The 18,798-nt window shown below is 69.0% G+C and carries 19 protein-coding genes and 6 pseudogenes; 13 read left to right on the forward strand and 12 right to left on the reverse strand.

Annotated features, from left to right (window positions below; translation table 11 throughout):
- Positions 1 to 100 precede the first annotated feature (100 nt).
- Both ABZ937_RS19250 and ABZ937_RS19255 read left to right on the forward strand, forming a co-directional pair.
- A complete protein-coding gene (locus ABZ937_RS19250) occupies positions 101 to 460 on the forward strand; it encodes a hypothetical protein (protein WP_361693284.1) in 360 nt (119 codons plus the stop codon).
- Positions 453 to 716 (forward strand): three-helix bundle dimerization domain-containing protein, encoded by a 264-nt coding sequence (locus ABZ937_RS19255; RefSeq protein WP_361693286.1) that lies wholly within the window; start codon positions 453 to 455, stop codon positions 714 to 716. Before ABZ937_RS19250 ends, ABZ937_RS19255 begins: the two co-directional genes overlap by 8 nt.
- Before the next feature lie 196 nt (positions 717 to 912).
- Here the strand turns inward: ABZ937_RS19255 and ABZ937_RS19260 are convergent, their stop codons facing one another.
- Positions 913 to 1,905, reverse strand: a complete 993-nt coding sequence (locus ABZ937_RS19260; protein ID WP_361693288.1) for a 4,5-dihydroxyphthalate decarboxylase — start codon at positions 1,903 to 1,905, stop codon at positions 913 to 915.
- A 125-nt stretch (positions 1,906 to 2,030) separates the two neighbouring features.
- Here ABZ937_RS19260 and ABZ937_RS19265 point away from each other — a divergent pair, with 125 nt between their 5' ends.
- Complete coding sequence (locus ABZ937_RS19265; protein ID WP_361693290.1) at positions 2,031 to 2,648, forward strand: helix-turn-helix domain-containing protein; 618 nt, start codon at positions 2,031 to 2,033, stop codon at positions 2,646 to 2,648.
- Between the two features lie 240 nt (positions 2,649 to 2,888).
- On the opposite strand, the pseudogene ABZ937_RS19270 reads toward ABZ937_RS19265, so the two are convergent.
- Positions 2,889 to 3,367 (reverse strand): annotated as a pseudogene (locus tag ABZ937_RS19270) (enoyl-CoA hydratase-related protein); the annotation flags it as partial.
- A 36-nt stretch (positions 3,368 to 3,403) separates the two neighbouring features.
- Positions 3,404 to 3,724, reverse strand: coding sequence for a hypothetical protein (locus tag ABZ937_RS19275; protein ID WP_361693292.1), 321 nt, complete (start codon positions 3,722 to 3,724; stop codon positions 3,404 to 3,406).
- A gap of 40 nt (positions 3,725 to 3,764) precedes the next feature.
- Here ABZ937_RS19275 and ABZ937_RS19280 point away from each other — a divergent pair, with 40 nt between their 5' ends.
- Positions 3,765 to 4,694, forward strand: a complete 930-nt coding sequence (locus ABZ937_RS19280; RefSeq protein WP_361693294.1) for an NAD(P)H-binding protein — start codon at positions 3,765 to 3,767, stop codon at positions 4,692 to 4,694.
- Between the two features lie 73 nt (positions 4,695 to 4,767).
- Here the strand turns inward: ABZ937_RS19280 and ABZ937_RS19285 are convergent, their stop codons facing one another.
- A complete protein-coding gene (locus ABZ937_RS19285; RefSeq protein WP_361693296.1) occupies positions 4,768 to 5,853 on the reverse strand; it encodes a zinc-dependent alcohol dehydrogenase family protein in 1,086 nt (361 codons plus the stop codon).
- A gap of 311 nt (positions 5,854 to 6,164) precedes the next feature.
- On the opposite strand from ABZ937_RS19285, the pseudogene ABZ937_RS19290 reads away from it, so the two are divergent.
- Both ABZ937_RS19290 and ABZ937_RS19295 read left to right on the forward strand, forming a co-directional pair.
- Positions 6,165 to 6,423 (forward strand): annotated as a pseudogene (locus tag ABZ937_RS19290) (hypothetical protein); the annotation flags it as partial.
- 6 nt (positions 6,424 to 6,429) lie between these two features.
- Positions 6,430 to 6,659, forward strand: a pseudogene (locus ABZ937_RS19295) (GTP-binding protein); the annotation flags it as partial.
- A gap of 81 nt (positions 6,660 to 6,740) precedes the next feature.
- Here the strand turns inward: ABZ937_RS19295 and infA are convergent.
- The 5 genes and pseudogenes from infA to ABZ937_RS19320 form a co-directional block, all read right to left on the reverse strand.
- On the reverse strand, positions 6,741 to 6,965 hold the full coding sequence (gene infA, locus ABZ937_RS19300; protein ID WP_161297572.1) for a translation initiation factor IF-1: 225 nt from the start codon (positions 6,963 to 6,965) through the stop codon (positions 6,741 to 6,743).
- A 73-nt stretch (positions 6,966 to 7,038) separates the two neighbouring features.
- Positions 7,039 to 7,836, reverse strand: a complete 798-nt coding sequence (locus ABZ937_RS19305) for a GNAT family N-acetyltransferase (protein ID WP_361693298.1) — start codon at positions 7,834 to 7,836, stop codon at positions 7,039 to 7,041.
- Between the two features lie 249 nt (positions 7,837 to 8,085).
- The gene (locus ABZ937_RS19310; protein ID WP_361693300.1) at positions 8,086 to 9,267 is read right to left on the reverse strand and encodes a GTP-binding protein; all 1,182 of its coding nucleotides are present in this window, start codon (positions 9,265 to 9,267) and stop codon (positions 8,086 to 8,088) included.
- A 6-nt stretch (positions 9,268 to 9,273) separates the two neighbouring features.
- Positions 9,274 to 9,444 (reverse strand): 50S ribosomal protein L32, encoded by a 171-nt coding sequence (gene rpmF, locus ABZ937_RS19315; protein ID WP_361693302.1) that lies wholly within the window; start codon positions 9,442 to 9,444, stop codon positions 9,274 to 9,276.
- Positions 9,445 to 9,512: 68 nt separating this feature from the next.
- Positions 9,513 to 9,785, reverse strand: a pseudogene (locus ABZ937_RS19320) (metal ABC transporter permease); the annotation flags it as partial.
- A 13-nt stretch (positions 9,786 to 9,798) separates the two neighbouring features.
- Between ABZ937_RS19320 and ABZ937_RS19325 the strand changes: the two are divergent.
- A pseudogene (locus ABZ937_RS19325) lies at positions 9,799 to 10,137 on the forward strand (hypothetical protein); the annotation flags it as partial.
- A gap of 386 nt (positions 10,138 to 10,523) precedes the next feature.
- The gene (locus ABZ937_RS19330; RefSeq protein WP_361693304.1) at positions 10,524 to 12,098 is read left to right on the forward strand and encodes a S8 family peptidase; all 1,575 of its coding nucleotides are present in this window, start codon (positions 10,524 to 10,526) and stop codon (positions 12,096 to 12,098) included.
- Here the strand turns inward: ABZ937_RS19330 and ABZ937_RS19335 are convergent.
- On the reverse strand, positions 12,040 to 12,612 hold the full coding sequence (locus ABZ937_RS19335) for an Lrp/AsnC family transcriptional regulator (RefSeq protein ID WP_361693306.1): 573 nt from the start codon (positions 12,610 to 12,612) through the stop codon (positions 12,040 to 12,042). The genes ABZ937_RS19330 and ABZ937_RS19335 overlap by 59 nt on opposite strands.
- Before the next feature lie 169 nt (positions 12,613 to 12,781).
- Between ABZ937_RS19335 and ABZ937_RS19340 the strand changes: the two genes are divergently transcribed.
- A complete protein-coding gene (locus tag ABZ937_RS19340) occupies positions 12,782 to 12,943 on the forward strand; it encodes a hypothetical protein (RefSeq protein WP_361693308.1) in 162 nt (53 codons plus the stop codon).
- Positions 12,930 to 13,586 carry a hypothetical protein gene (locus ABZ937_RS19345; protein WP_361693310.1) on the forward strand — a complete coding sequence of 219 codons (657 nt, stop codon included), beginning with the start codon at positions 12,930 to 12,932 and terminating at the stop codon, positions 13,584 to 13,586. Before ABZ937_RS19340 ends, ABZ937_RS19345 begins: the two co-directional genes overlap by 14 nt.
- Positions 13,587 to 13,844: 258 nt before the next feature.
- Here the strand turns inward: ABZ937_RS19345 and ABZ937_RS19350 are convergent, their stop codons facing one another.
- Positions 13,845 to 14,165 (reverse strand): helix-turn-helix domain-containing protein, encoded by a 321-nt coding sequence (locus ABZ937_RS19350; RefSeq protein ID WP_361693312.1) that lies wholly within the window; start codon positions 14,163 to 14,165, stop codon positions 13,845 to 13,847.
- Positions 14,166 to 14,175: 10 nt separating this feature from the next.
- Between ABZ937_RS19350 and ABZ937_RS19355 the strand changes: the two genes are divergently transcribed.
- Positions 14,176 to 14,997 carry an NAD(P)H-binding protein gene (locus ABZ937_RS19355; protein WP_361693314.1) on the forward strand — a complete coding sequence of 274 codons (822 nt, stop codon included), beginning with the start codon at positions 14,176 to 14,178 and terminating at the stop codon, positions 14,995 to 14,997.
- Between the two features lie 280 nt (positions 14,998 to 15,277).
- Here ABZ937_RS19355 and ABZ937_RS19360 read toward each other — a convergent pair whose 3' ends face one another.
- Positions 15,278 to 17,509, reverse strand: coding sequence for an alpha-L-fucosidase (locus tag ABZ937_RS19360; RefSeq protein ID WP_361693316.1), 2,232 nt, complete (start codon positions 17,507 to 17,509; stop codon positions 15,278 to 15,280).
- 265 nt (positions 17,510 to 17,774) lie between these two features.
- Here ABZ937_RS19360 and ABZ937_RS19365 point away from each other — a divergent pair.
- Both ABZ937_RS19365 and ABZ937_RS19370 read left to right on the forward strand, forming a co-directional pair.
- A pseudogene (locus ABZ937_RS19365) lies at positions 17,775 to 17,972 on the forward strand (aldo/keto reductase); the annotation flags it as partial.
- The gene (locus ABZ937_RS19370; RefSeq protein WP_361693318.1) at positions 17,963 to 18,685 is read left to right on the forward strand and encodes a FadR/GntR family transcriptional regulator; all 723 of its coding nucleotides are present in this window, start codon (positions 17,963 to 17,965) and stop codon (positions 18,683 to 18,685) included. The pseudogene ABZ937_RS19365 and the gene ABZ937_RS19370, both read left to right, overlap by 10 nt.
- The last annotated feature ends 113 nt before the right edge of the window (positions 18,686 to 18,798 follow it).

Genomic DNA, 18,798 nt, shown 5'->3' on the forward strand with positions numbered 1-18,798 from the left:
GGCCTACAACGAGGCAACGGGCACTCCAAACGCCTCGATCGGCCGCGCTGGCCGGGGACGGTGCGCAAGGCGACGCGCCATCGGACCGGAAGGCTCGGGCATGTCCAACTCGACCATGTCCTGTACGCCGCCTGCTCGGCAGACCCGTCGTCGTCGCCCTGCGGGGGAGGTGGTGCTGGGAGTGGATACGCACCGGGATGCCCATGTGGCTGCGGTGCTCTCCGTGATGGGGACGGTGCTTGCCACCGGCGAGTTCCCGGCCACGGCGGCGGGATACCGCCATCTGCTGGAGTGGGCCCAGGAAGTGGGGAGCCGTGAGGCGGGCCGGGTGGAGGGGGCCGGTTCCTACGGGGCGTCCCTGTCCCGCGCCCGCACCCAGGCCATCAACCAGCTCAAGTCCGTTCTCATTACCGCTGACCCCGCCTTGCGGGAAGAACGGACCGGACTGGGCAATGCCTAACTCTGCCGTCGAGCGCCTGAAGACCGCCTGCGGCGAGACGCACAGCCCTGACGAGATCACGGCGGTCGTGGCGGGGGCCTATGCCACGTTCAGGAACCGGCCTGTACGTGGCTTCATTCCGATCCTGGTCGAGCGCGGGGCGCGGCGGATCCTGGACGGGGCTTCCCATGAGGTAGCCGTGTACTCGACGCCGAACCGGCGGCGCACGATCTCGGCGATCCGGGCCGGCGTCCAGCACTGGTCGGCCCAGCCGTAGGCGGCCGGGTCGGCATCCAGCACCGTCTCCAGTACGCGCAGTTCTTCCGAGTCGAGCTTGCAACGGGCACTGCTGGGGCCCCTGGAGGCCAACGCCTGCCGCCGGCGGTTCGCCGGCATCCGGGTCACCCTGGCCGTGACGACGGCCAGTCTCGCCTTCTCGGATCGACAAGCCCGAGACGCCGTTGCCGCTCGACTCAGGTGTCGAGGAGTTCCGGCACGAAGATGTCCTCGCACGTCAGCCTTCGCTTCGACAGGCCCTGCTCGTGGTGGTAGCGCAGGAAGGTGTCGATGGCCTTGCGGTTCGCGGCGACGCCGTAGGGCCACCAGTCGTCGCCGAGCAGCCGACGGTTCTCCTCGAACAGCGTGCTGAACCACGGCGTGATGACGCTCATGTGCTGCTTCGTGGCGTCGTCGAGGTACTTGCGCTGAGCGAGTTCCTTGGCTTGCGTGAAGGCGTCGTACACAGCCCGTGCGAGGCCCGGCCGATGTGCCAGTTCCCTGCGGATCGCGATGATGTGCATCGGGGGAAAGATCCCGGTGCGGCGGTAGTAGTCGCGCTCCACGGCCTCGTAGTCGGGGAACAGGCGGGCGACCTTCGGGGAGCCGTCCAGCACCGCCTGCGGCACGTCGACGGAGACCAGTGCGTCGATCTCGCCGGATTCGAGCATGGCTCCCAGGGCCTGGCCTTCCTCCGCGTGGCGCACGTCGACGCCGTCCGGGACGGGCTGCGGGATCCAGTCGAAGGCGGGGATGGGGTGGTTGGTGCCGCCGATGACCCAGCGGCACTGGTCGGGGGTCACGCCGTACTCGTCGGCCAGGATGCCCTTCGGCCAGACCCCGGCGTCGTGGCCGTAGAGAGCGAACTCGCCGACGGTCCTGCCGGCCAGGTCCTGCGGCTTCACGATCCCGCAGGCGGTGTTCACGAAGATCGCCGAGTGGCGGAAGTTGCGGGTCGGCAGGATCGGCAGCGCCAGGAACGGCGCGTCGTCGAGGTCGAAGGTGCGCAGGAAGTAGGTGAGACCGAACTCGGCGAGGTCGAAGCGTCCCTCGACGGCGCGGCGGAAGATGTCCGACACGAGCGGTGCCGTCTCGAACGTCGCGTCCACCCCGTCGACCGTGACCCGGCCGTCGAACAGTGCCTCGGTGTGCTCGTAGGCGTAGACGCCGATGCTCAGCTCGGTGCTCATCAGTGGATCTCCTCTCCGGGAGTCCGTGAAGTGGCCCGCTTCCGTAAATGACCGTTCACTTTAGGGTGGTCCCGGAACAGTGGAGCTGTCAAGATGAATGTTCATTCACGATGAAGGAGGCGGCCATGCCGCGCATCACAGCCGAGCGCCGCGAGGCGAAGCGTGCGGAGATCGTCGCCGCGGCCCGTCGTTGCTTCGCCCGCGACGGGTTCCACCAGACCTCCATGCCGGACATCGCCGCGGAGGCAGGCGTCTCGGCCGGCGCGCCTTACCGCTACTTCACCAGCAAGGAGGAGATCATCCTCGCTATCGCGGGCGACGCGTTCCGGCTGATCTTCGAGCCGGTTGAGCGGCTGGCCGAGAGCGCGGAGGCCCCGTCCGTCGCGGAACTGGTGGCCGCCGCGCTCGGCACCATCAGCGGCGAGACGGTGCAGGACGCGGCGGGGCACGAGGTCGCAGTGGAGGAACTGCTGCGCTGCGTCGTGCAGACGTGGGCGGAGGTGCTGCGCAACGACGAGGTACGCGGCCCGGCCGCGGAGGGCTTCGAAAAGGTCCGCGCCACTGTCGCCGACGCTCTGCGCCGCGGCCGGGCCGCGGGCACGGTGCCCGCCGCCATGGACCCGGACCGCGCAGCCCGCGTGGTGATGGGGCTGCTGCACGGATTCCTGCTCCAGCGCGTGGCCTTCGGACTCACGGACACGGCCGACTTCGCAGACGACCTGCACGGCGGGCTGATCTTGTGACGGGCTATGACTGCGCCAGGCGGCGCGACACCGGCATCACGACTGCGGGTCGGCGCGCAGGTTGCGCATACCGGTGCAGTCAGCCTCACGAGCGGGGGCCAGCCCCTCGCTGACGGAACTCGGGGTGCCACGGAGTTGGCTGCCTTGCCGCGGCGCATCCGCACGGTGGCGATCACCGGCCGGGTGGTGGGCGTGCAGTTTTCGTGCCCCGCCCGGGTCGGCGACCGCCTCGGCATGGCGTCAGCCCAGGGGGTGGGTCGTGTCGCGGAGCGTGGTGAGGACGTCGGCGTACATGCGCGTCTTGATGGTTCCGAGGGTGTCGCCGGCCTTGCTCGCGTGGGCCTGGGCGAGTTCGAGGACGGCGGTGCGCAGGGCGCCCTCGTCCAGGGCCTGGTCGACGATTCCGGCGGCGGCGGCTTCCTGGCCGCCGAAACGACGGGCGGAGACCATGGCGTGGCGGACATGCCGGGAGTGAAGGGGATGTTGATGTCTGCCTCGGGCAGGCACCAGAAGCCCCGGTCGGCGCACATGAGGCGGAAGTCGTGGGTCAGAGAGAGCATCGCTCCGGCGGCGAACGTGTGTCCCTGCAGCGCGGCTACGGTGATCAGCTGGAGGGACAGGAACCTTGCGAACAGACCGTGGACGGAGTTGACGTAGTCGAGGCGCGCGTCGCTGTACGCGGCGAGCCATTCGAGATCGAGACCGTTGGAGTAGAACTCGGGGTCCGCTGGGTTGCATACCGGGGCTGCGGGCTGTCACTTTCCGGTCAGCCGGACCGGTGGGCGCTCGTGGGCGGCGGTCCAGGCGATTCCGCCGGTGGCCGGTGGGATGGTCAGGACGGTGAGGGCCGGGTGGGCGGGCCCGGGCAGGGGGCCACCGGTGACGAGGCTGCCGAGGATGACGGTGCCGAAGGCGAGCCAGTACAGCAGCCCCACCGCGAAGGCGGCGTCGGCGACGCCAGGCAGTCCGAGGCTGGAGGCGATGGCGCTGGCGACGAAGGGTGCCGAGGAGACGGGCGGCAGATAGCCCGGGTGCAGAGCGGTGGCCCCTGGGGTGGTCTGGGGGCTGGACGTCACCCCGGTTGCGCCTTGGTCGTGCGGGCCGCAGGCTGCTTCCGTGGACGACAGCGCGGAATCAGGCGTGCGGCCCATTCTGGTGACCGGTGCTGCGGGCAGCGTCGGGGCCGTCGGCAGGACCGTGGTCCAAGGCCTTCGGCGCCGGGGCCTCCAGGTCCGTGCTCTGGTGCGCCGGGACGACGACCGTGCCCAGGCGCTGCGCGCGACGGGCGCCGAAGTCGTGGTGGGAGATCTGACGCGTGCCGGTGATGTCGCCGACGCCCTCGACGGCTGCGGGCGGCTTTATTTCGGCATGGCCGTGTCGGCACAGTATCTGCTGGCCGCCGTGACCACAGCCGCGGTCGCGCGCGCCTACGGAGGGCTGGAGGCGTTCGTGAACATGTCGCAACTGACCGTCTCCGAGATGGACGCCACCAGCGGCTCCGAGTCGCATCAGCATCGTCAGCAGTGGCTGGTCGAGCAGGTCCTCGACTGGTCGGGCCTGCCCGTGGTCCAGGTCAGGCCCACCGTCTTCATGGAGAACCCGCTCTTCCACACCGCGTTTTCCTCGATCGCCAAGGACGGCGCCATCAGGTGGCCCTTCGGCAAGGCGAAAACCTCCCCGATCGCGGCCGGTGACGTTGCCGCGGTCGTCGAGGAGATTCTGGCCGATCCGGCCCGGCACATCGGCCGGATCTATGAGCTGACCGGTCCCAGATCACAGGACATCGCCGCTTTGGCCGCGGAAATTTCCGATGCTTTGCACCGCACGGTCGGCTACACCGACGTCCCGTTGCAGGAATGGCTCGACAACGATCTCGGGGCGTTGGGACTGCCGGACCATGTCTTCCAGCACATCTCCACCATGGCTCGTCTACACGTGGCCGGCCGCTATGACCGCCAGGCAGACGGCATGGCAGAGGTCACCGGGCGGTCCGCTGCAGGAGTGGCCGATTTCGTCCGCAAGAACCCCGAGCTGTTCACTCGCTGATCCGCTTGCCGTCCGGGCCGCCGAGGTCGGCCGGGCAGGGCTGCCGGCGCACATCGGGCACGCTGAGGCGGGTTCACACCCGGGCCACGTCCACGGGCTCCGGCCCACCACCTTCGTCCTGTCCGTCTTCGAAGACGAACAGTGGCTTGGTGCCGTGCGCGGGCGCTTCGGCAAGCGCGACGGCTTCTGCGAAGCGTTCGAGCGGGAACGGCCGGCCCTGGGGAATGCTCAGCACCTCATCGGCGACGAGACCGCGCACCTGGGCCAGCGCGTGCAGCGCGTCCTCGGGTGAGGCGGTGCCGAACCAGCGGTTCAGCCAGAAGCCACGGACTGTTTTGGCCTGGTAGATGACCGAGCGCGCCTGCAGCGGGATCGTCAACGCCGCCGGGTCGGTCTGCCGGTGGGTGGAGAGCGCACCGTAGATCACCAGCTCTCCTCCCGGAGCAAGCGCCTGGGACACCTGGGCACCCACGGGACCCGCGACACAGTCGATGGCCTTTCGCACGCCGGCTGGTCCCGCTGCCTCGGTCACACGCTGCACCAGGTCTTCGTCCTCTGTGCAGATGACCTCATCCCCACCCAGCGCTTTGATCTCCTCGACGGCACCACGTCGCCGCACGACATTCATCGTGCGAATCCCCAGATGCCGGGACAGCTGGATGACGAGCCGGCCGACGGTGGAGCCCGCGGCCGTCTGCAACAGCCATTCGCCCGGCTGTACGTCGAGTTCGCCCGTCACGAGGAGCAGCGCCGTCAACGGGTTGACGGCGAGTTGGCAGGCGCTGGAGTCGCTCAGATGGTCGGGGACCGACAGCAGCCTGCGTGTGTTGGCTACGAGGTATTCCTGCCAGGTGCCGGCCATAGGGGGCCCGGGTACAGCCGGGACCGCGGCGACCACCACGCGCTCACCGAGCTTCAGCCCCTCGGTTTCCGGGCCCAGGGCCGCGATACGCCCCACGCACTCCATCTTGCCTCCGACAGCGGGAAACTCCGGGGAGAAGCCGTAGCGGCCGCGCAGCACGTGCAGATCACTCGCGTGAACCGGGGTCGCCTTCACACGAATCAACGCCTGACCGGCGCCCGGCGTGGGAACCGGCCGGGATTCCAGCCGCAGGACATCGGCGGGCTCGCCGGCCTCTACCGCTACGAGCGCGCGCATGGATCGAGGCATGGGTGGCCTTTCGTCTCTCAGCCCGCGAAAAACCCAGCGGGCGCTCCGGTCAGAGCGACGCTGGGATCAGTGCCCTCGCCGGTGCCGAGGCTGTGATCGGCGTCGGACTCCTCCAGGCCCTCATCAGTCATAAATCCGTCACTTCACGCTACGCCTGATCGTCCGACGGCGCCGAAGCGCAACAGCGTCCGGAGCATTCGGCGGGGGCTTCTGCGCTCGGTGGGTCACGCTGGCGCTTGGTGCGTGTCGTGGGTTCCGCTGTACTCGGGCTCGCCACTGTCGAGGACGCGGAGCAGCGAGCGCTCACCACCGCCTCCAACTCTCGCGGCTGGAGCGAGTCGGTGTGGCACACCAACTCCACCGAGGGCACCGGCTCCGGCTGCTCCAAGCGCACGGAGGCCGACGTCTCCGCGGTCGCCGACCCGGCCACCGGCGTGGCGGTCTACGACACCTACGGCGGCACCAGTGCCAGCTCACCGATCATCGCCTCGGTCTCCGCCCTCGCGGGCACCCCCGGGCGCGAGCGACTACCCGGCGAAGTATCCCTACCAGCACACCGGCCCACCCTTCCATCCGCAGCGCCTGTACGCGGCGCTTGAGGACCTGACCTGCGCTGCCGCGCGCAGCCGGGGGCGGTTCTGACGGCGGACCGCCCCGACGCCCTGCTGTCCTGGGACGCCGTGGGCGGCGCGCTGTGCGTGGAGTCGGCCGGGCCCTGGCTGGCCGCGTTGCCTGACGCCGCCTGGGAGACCGTGGACTGGCACCCGGAACACGGCGACCGCTGCCAGTACCTCACCACGTGACGCGTCAGCAGCAGAACCGCTGCGGCTTCTGATTGTCCTACCGGGTGGTCTCGGAGGCGCCGGCTCCTTCCGCTACGCCCGGTAGCGGTAGCGGATCCGGCCGCGGGTGAGGTCGTAGGGGCTGAGTTCCACGAGCACCCGGTCGTAGGGGAGGATCTTGATGCGGTTCTTCCGGATCTTCCCGCTGATGTGGGCGAGCACCGTGTGCCCGTTCTGGAGCTCCACCTTGAAGGTGGCGTTGCGCAGGCACTCGATGACGGTGCCTTCGGCTTCTACGCCCCCTGCTGTTTTGGTCATGGTCTGTCACTTCTCTCGTTCTGTGACGGCGAAGTCGGTGGGAAACGGTCGCTCGGTTCGATGTGGCGGAGCGTCAGCGGTTGACGAGCTCCAGGGTGCTGGCCGTGCGCCGGGCACCGATGCTCTCGAACAGGGCGGTGGCCGCCGCGTTGGACTCGTTCACCTCGGCCCATGCCGAAGCGGTCCCGGAGTGGTGCAGCGAACCCAGCGCGTGGGCCAGCAGCGTCCGGGCGATGCCGCGGCGGTGACTGTCGGCCCGGACGGCTATCAACCCGATCCGTGGCTGGCGGGTCAGCGGTGCCACCCGGATGAGTCCCACGTACTGGTCCACGTGCCGCGCCACCGCGTACTTCGACGGGGCGAGCAGGGTGGTGCCCGCCGGGCGTGGCAGCACCTCGGCCGGCATCGTCTGCCATCCGACGGTGGCCTCGACCTCGTCGCGGATGAGGCGGTCCAGGGCGCGCAGCGGGCCCTCCTCCGCCTCACCGGCGGGCACGATCGTCACGCCGGACGGGGGCCGCACCGAGCCGAGACCGGTGATGCGCGGGTCGGTGGGCACGAGATAGCCCCACTCGCGGCGTGCGATGGCGAAGCCGGCCCGCTCCCAGGCGGACCTGGAGTCGTGGTCGGTCTCGTCGACGACGGTGTACAGCGGTGTCGGCAGGTCCGCCAGCATCGCGTCGGCGATGCGGTCGAAGACCGCGCCGTGCCACGCGTCGATGCTGACGAAGAGCCGCCCGTCGGGCCGACGTGCAGCGACGCCGCGGCCGACCGTCAGGTCGTCCTCCACGGCGTGCCACTGCGTGTCCGAGACCCGAGTGACCACGACCGGATGGTTGTCCGTGCCCGGAGTGGAATGCACAGAGTTCATAGGTGTTGCCTTTCAGGAGTGCCTTGTTGAGGCGCTCCCGGCGACACCTACGTCAATCGCCCACCGTGACGACATGGGGGAGCACCCACATGGATACAGCCTTCATGGGTCTCACCTCCTCGCGTTCTCTCACGGCTGCCCAGACGCTATCAGCGGGGGCCGGTCAGTCCAACGCATTTATCCGGAGCTCTTGGTGTCATACCGGGCCGGGCGGCGCCGTGGCTGCGTTCGCCGCCCGGCCCGGGGTCTTCAGGCGCCCACCACGAGTTCGGGATGCTCGTGCTCGCAGGTGTCGTCGATGCCGTACGTGTCCCAGGCGGGGAACGGGTCGACGGGCGGCAGGCTCTCGCCGTCGGCCATGAGACAGTCGCTCAGTGCCGCGTGCAGGGCGTCCGCGTGCAGGTGCGTGCCGATGAAGACCAGTTCCTGGCAGTCGGGGCTGTCGGTGTCGCGTGCAGCTGAGGGCTCGAAGCGCGCGACGGAGCCGGCCTGTGACCACAGGCCCGTCACCTGCGGGCGGCTGCCCAGTGTGAAGAAGCCCTTGGAGCGCAGGATCTGTCCGTACGCGCCGCTGTCGAGTTCCTGGGTCACGAACGTCCACAGGCGGCCGGGGTGGAAGGGCTGCTCGGCGCGGAAGACGGTCGAGGAGATCCCGTACTCCTCCGTCTCGGGGACGTGGTCGCCGTTGAGCTCCCGCACCCAGCCGGGGGCCTGTTGGGCGCGTTCCAGGTCGAACAGCCGGGTGCCCAGTACGTCGCTCACCTTCACGCGGCCGTGGACGGCCGGGACGAGACGCGCGGCCGGGTTGAGTCGGGTGAGCGTGGCCCGCAGCCGGTCGGCAGCCTCCTCGTCGACGAGGTCGAGCTTGTTGAGGACGATGACGTCGGCGAACTCGATCTGGTCCATCAGCAGGTCGCTGACGGTGCGTTCGTCGTCCTCGTACTGGTCCAGGCCGCGCTCGACCAGCTCGTCACCGCTCGCCAGTTCTGCCAGGAAGTTCGCCGCATCGACGACGGTGACCATGGTGTCCAGGCGGGCGAGGTCTTCGAGGGTGGCGCCGTCGTCGCGGGCGAAGGCGAAGGTCGCGGCGACCGGCATGGGTTCGGAGATGCCGGACGACTCGATGAGCAGGTAGTCGAAGCGGCCCTCGCGCGCCAGCCGGTCGACCTCCCCGAGCAGGTCGTCGCGCAGGGTGCAGCAGATGCAGCCGTTGGTCATCTCGACCAGGCGTTCCTCGGTGCGCGACAGGGCTGCCTCGCCCCCGCGTACCAGGGCGGCGTCGATGTTGACCTCGCTCATGTCGTTGACGATGACCGCGACGCGCAGGCCCTCGCGGTTGCCGAGGATGTGGTTGAGGAGGGTGGTCTTGCCCGCGCCGAGGAATCCGGACAGGACGGTGACGGGCAGTCGGCCGGAGGGGTCGGAAGGCATGAACGATCAGCCCTCGGGGCGCAGCAGGCCGCGCTCGTACGCCTTCACCAAGCGCTGAGGCACCAGGTACGGAACGCCGTCGACGGTGACCGGCACGAGCGTCGGGGTGGTCGCCTTCCACTGGGCGCGGCGGTGGCGGGTGTTGCTGCGGGACATCTTCCGCTTGGGAACAGCCATGAGGGTCCTCCTGGATGGGTGAGCACGGCAAACGCTACATGGAAATGAATGCCATTACCAATCTGCTGGACCGCGAGGCCGAGCACGATCACGAAGGCCAGGGAGAGGGCGCGCACCGGAACGCCGTGGGCCTCGGCGACATCCGGGTCGGCGCTTGCGGAGGACAGCGGCCGCCACATCACCGCCAGGGCAAGAAGGACCACGGCCGAAGTGCTGAGCAGCCAGGTAATCTGCGGGGTGTCGACAGCGACGATCCGGCCGGCGAGCAGACCGAACTTGTTGGCGGCCCGGCCCTTGTAAAGGGCGAGGAAGAGCATGCCGAGGCCGAGGCCGAACGGCAGCGCTCGCAGATCCGTCAACGACGCGCCCGCGCTGGCCGCCGCCCGCATCGGCGTGGCCATGGGCCGTGCGGGCTCCGACCTCGCCCGGGAGACCGCTGACGCGGTGACCGTCCGGGACGAACTCACCACCGCCCCCACCGTGATCGCCCTCTCCCGCCGGGCCCGAGCACTCGTGCTGCAGAACCTCCTCGTCGCAGGGGCGTTCATCGCCGGCCTCGTGATCTGTGACCTTGTCTGGAGGCTGCCGCTTCCCCTCGGTGCCGCCGGCCATGAGGGCTCGACCGTCATCGCCGGCCTGCGGCTGCTGCGGGACGCGGCATGGCAGCGTGCCGCCTCGCAGCGCAGGCGGTGAGCTGACGGGATCCCAGCCCGGCGCGGCGAAGTGAACTCCTGCTTGGGCGTCGTGCCCATCGTCCGCGACGAGATGCGGCGAAAGAGCCGTCCGCTACGACGCTGACGTGCTGATGGAGGTTCAACGAGTCGCTGTGGCAGGCACTTTCCCCGATGGCAAAGTCGGCGGTCCGTCATGTCGGCGCCGTGGCAGGTTTGTTACGTCCGCCCAGGGCCCTTGTGCAATTCCTTTAGAAGGCCCAATCTTTCGACGGGCGCACGGGAGAGGTACAGGCGAGTCACGTCCTGGCATGTTGACATGAGCATGCCTGTTACCCTCTGCTGTGCTCCATCGGTGTGTCCGAACCATCCCCACCAGCGCACCACCGATTGAGGAGGATCCCTCAGATGGCAGTGATGCGTCATGCCCGGCGAAGACTTGCCGTGATCAGCGCGACGGCCACCGCGGTGCTCGCCGCGGGCCTCGTCTCCGCCCTCCCCGCCGACGCGACTTCGGTCGCTCCCGAAGGCCGCATCCAGTACGAGGGGGCGGCGAACTCCGTCGCCGGCAGCTACCTCGTGACCCTGAAGGCGAACGCGGCGAAGGCCGCCTCCCCCGAGGGCCGGGCCCTGGCCAAGCACTACGGCGCCACGATCGAGCGCACGTACCGCAAGGCCCTGAACGGCTATGCGATCGAGGCCACCAAGGCAGAGGCAAAACGATTCGCCGCCGACCCGGCCGTCGCGTCCGTCGTGCAGAACCGCACCTTCCACATCGACGCCACCCAGACCAACCCGCCCTCCTGGGGCCTGGACCGCATCGACCAGAAGAATCTCCCGCTGGACAGCAAGTACACCTACCCGGACTCGGCCGGGCAGGGCGTGACGGCATACATCATCGACACCGGTGTCCGCATCACGCACAGCGACTTCGGCGGCCGCGCCTCCTACGGCTACGACGCCATCGACAACGACAGCACCGCCCAGGACGGAAACGGCCACGGCACACACGTCGCCGGCACCGTCGCCGGGAACTCCTACGGCGTCGCCAAGAAGGCGAAGATCGTCGCCGTACGCGTCCTGGACAACTCCGGCTCCGGCACCACCGACCAGGTCGTCGCGGGCATCGACTGGGTGGCCCAGAACCACTCGGGCCCGTCCGTCGCCAACATGTCCCTCGGCGGCGGCGCCGACAGCGCTCTCGACACCGCCGTCCGCAACGCCATCGCCTCCGGTGTCACCTTCGCGGTCGCGGCAGGCAACGACGGCGCCAACGCCTCCAACTACTCCCCCGCGCGGGTGAGCGAGGCCATCACCGTCGGCTCGACCACCTCCAGCGACGCCCGCTCCAGCTTCTCCAACTACGGGTCCATCCTGGACATCTTCGCGCCGGGCTCCTCGATCACCTCGTCCTGGAACACCAGCGACACCGCCACCAACACCATCTCCGGTACGTCGATGGCGACCCCGCACGTCACCGGGGCGGCGGCGGTCTACCTGGCCGACCACCCCGGCTCCACACCCGCACAGGTCGCCTCCGGGCTCGTCGCCGCCGCCTCCACCGGCGTCGTCGGCAGCCCCGGCACCGGCTCGCCCAACCGCCTGCTGAACGTCGGCGGCGGCACGACGACCCCGCCCGGCCCCCGCTTCGAGAACACCGCCGACTACACGATCAACGACAACTCGACCGTGGAGTCCCCGGTCACGGTCAGCGGAGTGACGGGCAACGCGCCCGCCGCCCTCGCCGTCGAGGTCCACATCGTCCACACCTACATCGGTGACCTCCAGGTCCAGCTGATCGCCCCCGACGGCACGGCATACACGCTCAAGTCGTACGGCACCGGCGGCAGTTCCGACGACATCAACACCACGTACTCGGTCAACGCCTCCTCCGAGGTGGCCAACGGCACGTGGAAACTGAGGGTCAGCGACAACGCGGCCCTGGACACCGGGAAGATCGACTCCTGGGCGCTCCAGTTCTGACGTCCACCCTGTGAAAACCTCGTCCTCGCGTCGTGGCACCGGCTCCGTGACCCAACCCGACCCGAGGACGAGGCCATCTCCGGGTCCGCAACAGGGGATCGGTGCCGATCCTGGCGTGGCGTGAGAAGTCCCTTCCAGGATGGCCCGTCGCGGGACTGCATGCGGCGTTGCATGTCGCAGGGGAGGAGGGTTCGCACCGCAACATCACAGAGACTGAAGGTCGCGGGTCTGTACCCACGTCCTCGGGGGGCCGGGAAGCGAAGTCCAGGGCTCGTGCGAGCTGGGCGTGCGTGGTGCGCAGCCGGATGACCGCGTGAATGTTCAGGCCGGGGGCTGCCGGGGCGACCACGGCTCGGTAGCCGGTGATGACGCCGTTCTTCTCCAGCCGTTGGATGAGCGCGCCGGCCGCGGGCTGCGAGATTCCGACGCGGCGCCCTACCTCCGCGCCGGTCAACCGGCCGTCGGCCTGGAGCAGGGCGAGGATGTCTCGGTCTGTCCGGTCGAGCGATTCCATTGGAGCCTCGCCATTTTGAAGTCGCAGGTCATCGGGGTGGCGTGATCGTTCGAGAGGGTGCTCGTGCTGGTTGTGGGCGGCAGTCTGCGCTCTTGATCGTCCGGCGGTGGTCAACGCCGGTCTGTCCGTTTCCAGGTCGCGGAGGCGTACGGATTCGTAGGCTCGCGGGATGACGGAGATCAACGAGGTTGCCGAACGCGTCGCAGCCCGCCGGGCGGAGCTTGATGAGGAGGAGAAGGTCCTGGCTGAGCGGCTCGATGCGGTCCGGGACACCGTGTCCGTCACGCACCGTTCATCGCTTGAGAACAGGGAAACTAGTGAGCACATCTGAAGGTTCGTCAACGTCCTCGACCGCCCTGTCCGGGGACCTTGAGCGCCTACTGGTCGGGGCCGATGATCTGGTCCCGGCCGGCCTGGACGACTTCACCGAGTTGGCCTCGCCTTCGTCGGACGAAGACCCGCCGTCGATGACCGGCCCGACCCCGGAAACCACGGCTCTCCTGAACCGGACGTTCACCGACAAGGCCGCGAGGGAGGTCAGGACGTCCTTCGCGAACGCCGACTCCTCGATCGTCGTCGATGAGGGGATTTCGGAGCGGGTGGCGGGGGCCGCCGCGAGCTGGATGGCCGACATGCGACAGGTGTACGCCCAGTGCGCCGCGTGGACCATCAGCCTTGGCGATCAGGAGATAACTGTCGAGGTGGTGGAACCGGCCGATGATCCGAGCAAGCCGCTCGAGGTGGAGCAGAGGTTCGGCGACGAGGCGCTGATGCGCACGATGCTCGCCGGCCCGGTCGGGCAGCAGGCCCAGATCACCACGCTCTTGGTGCGCGACGGTGACAGGGCCCTGGAACTGACGTTCCGTAGCTTGGCGGCCGATGCCAATAGCCCCGAGACGACCCGGTTGTACACCGCGATGTCGAAGTTCCTTCAGGTGGCTCCGGCGAAGTTCCTCGGTCTGCCGGTCGACTAGAAATCCCCGACTGACGCGCGCACCACATGACACAGAGCCCCGGCCAAGGGCATCACTGGGATCCGTCTCGTGCCCTGGTCGGGGCCTTCGCGGTAGGGCGGTGCGCTTGTGCAGACATGCCGGTGATGGCGCGACCCGCCGGCTGTCAAGGGGAGCCCACAAGTATCGCCGTTTTGAAGCCGAGGGTCATCGGGGTGGCCTGAACTCCTGCCGGGCTGCCCGTCGCTGGATTCGCCTTCGAGGCCGACCGCTACCGCACTATCCCGGGCTGCGCGGCGGTAGCCGCTGTGTGATCCGGTTGAACAAGTCCGTCAGCGGCTCGCTGACGTCCTGACCGAACTCGGACAGCCCGTAGGTGACCTGGGGCGGGGTCGTCGGCTCTACCTCCCGCCAGATCAAGCCGTCCTGGACCAGCGCGCGCAGGGTCTGAGCGAGCATCTTCTCGCTGATGCCCTGGATGCTGTCGCGCAGCTCGTGGAACCGAAGGTCGTTGCTCCGCAAGGAGATCAGCACCCAGATACCCCATCTGCTGGTCACATGGTCGACCACGTTTCGCGCGGGGCAGTCGGTGTGAAACACCTCATACCGATTGCCTGTCTCAGCCTGCGTCAGCTGCGCACCTTCCTTGGCCGAGGCGGGCGAGCTGGTGAGGGCGGTGTCGCGGCACGCGGTGCCGATGCCGGACGGAGTCCGGCATGTGACGGCCGACCTGGCCGAGCTGACAAGCCTCACACCCGCCTTGGACGGGGCGAAGGCCCTGTTCCTCCTGCTGTCCGGGGACCTGCACGCCCCCGAAGCCAGGCCGGCCGACATCATCGGCCTGGCCGCAGCCAGTGGGGTCCGCCGGGTCGTCCTGCTGTCTTCGCAGGGCGTGGCGACCAGGCCGCTCGGCCCGTCGCGGGTCGCGATGCGCGCGGTGGAGGACGCGTTGCGGGAGTCCGGCGTGGACTGGGCCGTCCTGCGACCGGGCGGTTTCGCCTCCAACGCTTTGGCCTGGGCGGAGTCCGTCCGCACGCAAGGGACGGTCGCCGCGCCCTTCGGCGACGTAGGGGTGCCGGTCATCGACCCGGCGGACATAGCCGAGGTCGCGGCGGCCTGCCTCCTGGACGACCGGCACACCGGCGGGGTGTACGAGCTGACCGGGCCGGAGGTCATCACGCCGCGTCAGCAGGCGGAGGCGATCGCCTTCGCGCTCGGCTCGCCCGTACGGTTCCACGAACTCACCCGCGACGAGGCCAAGGCCACGATGACCCGGTTCGTGCCGGCGGAACTCGCCGACGACACCCTGGACATCATCTCCGCCCCGACCCCCGCCGAACTGCGGATCGGCCCGGACGTGGAACGAGTCCTCGGCCGCGCCCCGCGCCCCTTCGACGGCTGGGTCGCCCGCAACATCGCCGCTTTCCGCTGAGGCACAACCCAACTGAAGCACCAGGGCAGCCTCGTGCGGCCGCAGCCGCACGAGGCTGCCCACCTCCGAAGTGCCACCGTCGTCGGTCCGCGAGGTACTGGGCCGCGCAGGCGGCCCTCAGGGCAGGCCCTCGTGCCGGCACACGGTAGGAAGACGCAGGTCAGGGGCAGGGAAGAGCGGTTCAGGGGCGCCACATGGGTGATAGGACCGAGAGACCGGGCCCGGTCGCGCCGCTCAGTCCGTGGGGGTGCTGGCATGGCGCTGCGGCGGTCCCGGTGCGTCAGACGGCCGTGAAGGTCCACAGCAGGTTGGAGCTGCTGTCATAGGTCCACTGTTTGGTGACGGAGCCCGAGGCGACATTGCCGCCGCCGTCGAGGACCAGGCCGGTGGTGCGGTTGGCGATCGAGTAGCTGTCGCCGCCCCGGTGGGTGATCTTCCACTGCTGGTTGGTGCCGCCGTTCCAGGGGGCCTGTCGGGCTGGAGAGCCGTTGTCGGTGGCGCCCCAGCCGTCGGCGACCATGCCGTTCGTGCGGTTCACCAGCCGGTAGTAGCCGTCTGGGACTGCTTCCGCGTGCCACTGCAGGTTGGTGCTGCCGTCCCAGGTCCACTGCTTGAGGTCGGCGCCGGAAGCCACATTGCCTCCGCTGTCCAGGGCGAGTCCGTCGGTGACGTTGGTGATCCGGAAGTACGCCGCCGGGTTGAGCTGGACCTTCAGGGAGGTGATCTGGTCGTTGTTGCCGGTGACCCTGAGGTCGGGGTTGTCGGCGGTGAAGGTCCAGGCGGTGCCGGTGAAGTCGTCTCCGGAGTAGCCGATCACCCGGTAGCCGGGGGCCGCCCGGAGGGAGGAGAGGGTGGCCGCGCCCAGTCCGACCGCGTTCAGGTCGGCCGCGGTGTGGTCGCCGACAGGGAGCAGGGCGTAGTCGCCGGTGTAGTTGACGTCCTTGAAGCCGATGGCGCCGGCGAGCGGCCGCAGGCCCGGGATCGTGCCGGAGAAGGCGAGCTTCAGGACGTAGGCGTTCGCACTGTACGGCGCCGAGGAGGGCAGTGTGACCGTGAGCCCGGAGGAGTTCTGGGCCGGCGTGGGCAGGTCGATGTAGGTGCCGGCGGCGGTGCCGAGGAGCTTCACCGACGACAGCGACGAGAGGTTGATCCGGTCCGAGCCGAGGGTCTTGATCGTCAGCGAGCTGCCCGGCCAGCCCAGGACGGTGGCGTACAGGACGTTGTCGGCCTTGTTGCGGGTGAAGCGGATGTCCTGCGGCGTGCCGGCGTGCGGGGTGGTGAACGAGCCGCCGCCCATCTTCGTCGGGCCCTCGCCGTACGCCGTCCAGGCGCGGGTCGCGTACAACGACTCACCGAAGCGCTTCAGATGGTCTCCGATGCCCAGCAGGATGTCCTTCTGCGCCTGCGGAATGGTGCCGTCGGCCATCGGCGCGATGTTCAGCAGCATGTTGCCGTTCTTGCTGACCCGGTCGATGAACGAGTGCAGCATCTGCTGGACGCTGTAGTAGCCGATGCCCTGCGTGTAGCACCAGCTGCTGCTGGAGATGCTGTCGTCGGTCAGCCAGTACGGGGTGGTGATGTCGGCCGGGCCGCCGCGCTCGAAGTCGAAGACCTCGCCCTTGCCGTGCATGCCGTCCTTGTACGTGGCGACGACCTCGCGGCCCCAGCTGTTCGCCTGGTTGTAGTAGTACGCCAGGAAGTTGAGACGCTGTTGCTCGTCGACGGCGTTCAGGTTGAAGTCCTGCCACAGGATGTCGGGCTGGGCGCGGTCGACGACCTCCTTCAGCTTGTCGAACCAGAGCTGGTTCTCCGCGGCCGACCCCAGCTGCCCGTAGAGTTTCTTGAGGCTGGGGTCCGTCTGGGCCGGGGCGTACTGGTAGAAGCCGGTGAAGTTGTACGCGTGGTGCATGGCCACCAGCACCTTGAGGCCCTTGGCGCGGATGGCCGTGGAGAAGAGCCGCAGCAGGTCCAGGCCCGGTCCCTTGTTCACCGAGTTCCACTCGTTGACCTGGCTGTCCCACATGGAGAAGCCGTCATGGTGCTCGGCGACCGGCCCGGCGAACTTGGCGCCCGCGTCGACGAACAACTGCACCCACTCGTCAGGGTCGAACCTCCCACCGGCCGACTTCAGCTTCGGCGCGAACTTCACGGTGTTGCCCGCCTGGTCCTGAGCGCCGTTGATGAAGTTGTGGTACGGCCACGCCGAAGGCCGGCCGTAGGTCGTGATGTGGTGCTGGTTGGCCGCGCTGCCGGCTAAGTACATGTTGCGCGGGTACCACTCGTTGTCGTAGGCGGGAACGCTGAAGACGCCCCAGTGGAAGTAGATTCCGAACTTCGCGTCCCGGAACCACTCCGGGGCCGGCGGGTGTTGGTCCACGGAGTTCCAGTCCGGTGTGTACGCGCTGGGCACCGCCTGGGCGAAGCCGGCGCCGAGCACATCTCCGGCGACGGCCGCAGCGGCCACGCACGTGGCGCCGGCCAGGAAGTGGCGTCTGCTGATCGAATGTGACATGGAGACATCCCTGTGCAGAAGGGGACGGATGTAGGGCGCCGCCTGTTACGGATGAAGGTCCGTCATGTCTCCCCGGGATGTCAACCAGCGTGCAGGGATGAAAAGCGTTGTGCAGGCAGTCGACTTGCCTGACTCGTGGGGATTTGATGCGAAGTGCGATCAATCAAACATCGCATGTCTGGCGATGCTTCTTGGGGTCCACTCGGGCCATCGCCCGGTGGTACGCACTCCAGCCCACCGATCCGAAGGAGGGAACACCCCGTACCTGGGCTTCCCGTACGCGCATCCCAGTATCATCAACGTCACCCTCGGCATGCGCACCCCGGAACAGGTCGGACGAAACGTGGAACTCCATGGTCAGCGCGTCCTCGACTGCCTCTGGGACGATCTCCGCACTCAGGGGCTGATCAGGTCGGACGTGCTCGCGGGGCACGCTGCGGGGAGGGATGCGCGGTGTCTCTGACGGACAAGGCCATCGAGCGGATCCGCGAGCTGATCCGGACCGGTGCGCTGCCCCCCGGCTCGAAGCTCCCACCGGAGCCGGACCTGGCCGCCCAGCTGGGGCTGTCCCGCAACCTCGCCCGTGAAGCGGTCAAGGCGCTGGCCGTCGCACGGGTCCTGGAGGTCCGGCGCGGCGACGGCACGTATGTGACCAGCCTGCAGCCGAGCCTGCTCCTGGAAGGGCTCGGTGGTGCGGTGGAGCTGCTGCAGGGCGACTCGATCGCCCTGCGGGACCTCATGGAAGTACGGCGGCTCCTCGAACCGATGGCCATGGCACTGGCCGCCACGCGGATCTCCGATGAGCAGCTGGCCGAGGTGAAGCGGCACCTGGACGCCATGCGCGAGGCCCGCGACGACGTCGAACGGCTCAACGCCCACGACGCCGCCTTCCACCGCGCCGTCGTCTCGGCCACGGGCAACGAGACCCTCCTCACCCTCCTGGAAGGGATCTCCGGCCGCACCCTGCGCGCCCGCATCTGGCGCGGTCTGGTCGACGACAGGGCCGCGGGCCGCACCCTCGCCGAGCACGAGGCGATCTTCAACGCGCTGTCCACCCGCGACGCCGCCCTCAGCCACGCCGCGGCACTGCTGCACGTGAGCAACACCGAGCAGTGGCTGAGAGAACATCTGCGCTCAGGCGACCCCCTCCCCTTCGGGACGACAGGGGAGGAGTGACGGGCGGACCCCGCCCGCCGTGCTTCCATCGAAGCCACTCGCACCTGCCGCACCGGCGGCCCTCCGGCTGCCCCGGCTCATTGCGGTGGTCCGTCCCGGCCCGGGGCAAGCGG

It is taken from the genome of Streptomyces sp. NPDC046727 (genome assembly GCF_040645635.1).
Classification (GTDB): domain Bacteria; phylum Actinomycetota; class Actinomycetes; order Streptomycetales; family Streptomycetaceae; genus Streptomyces.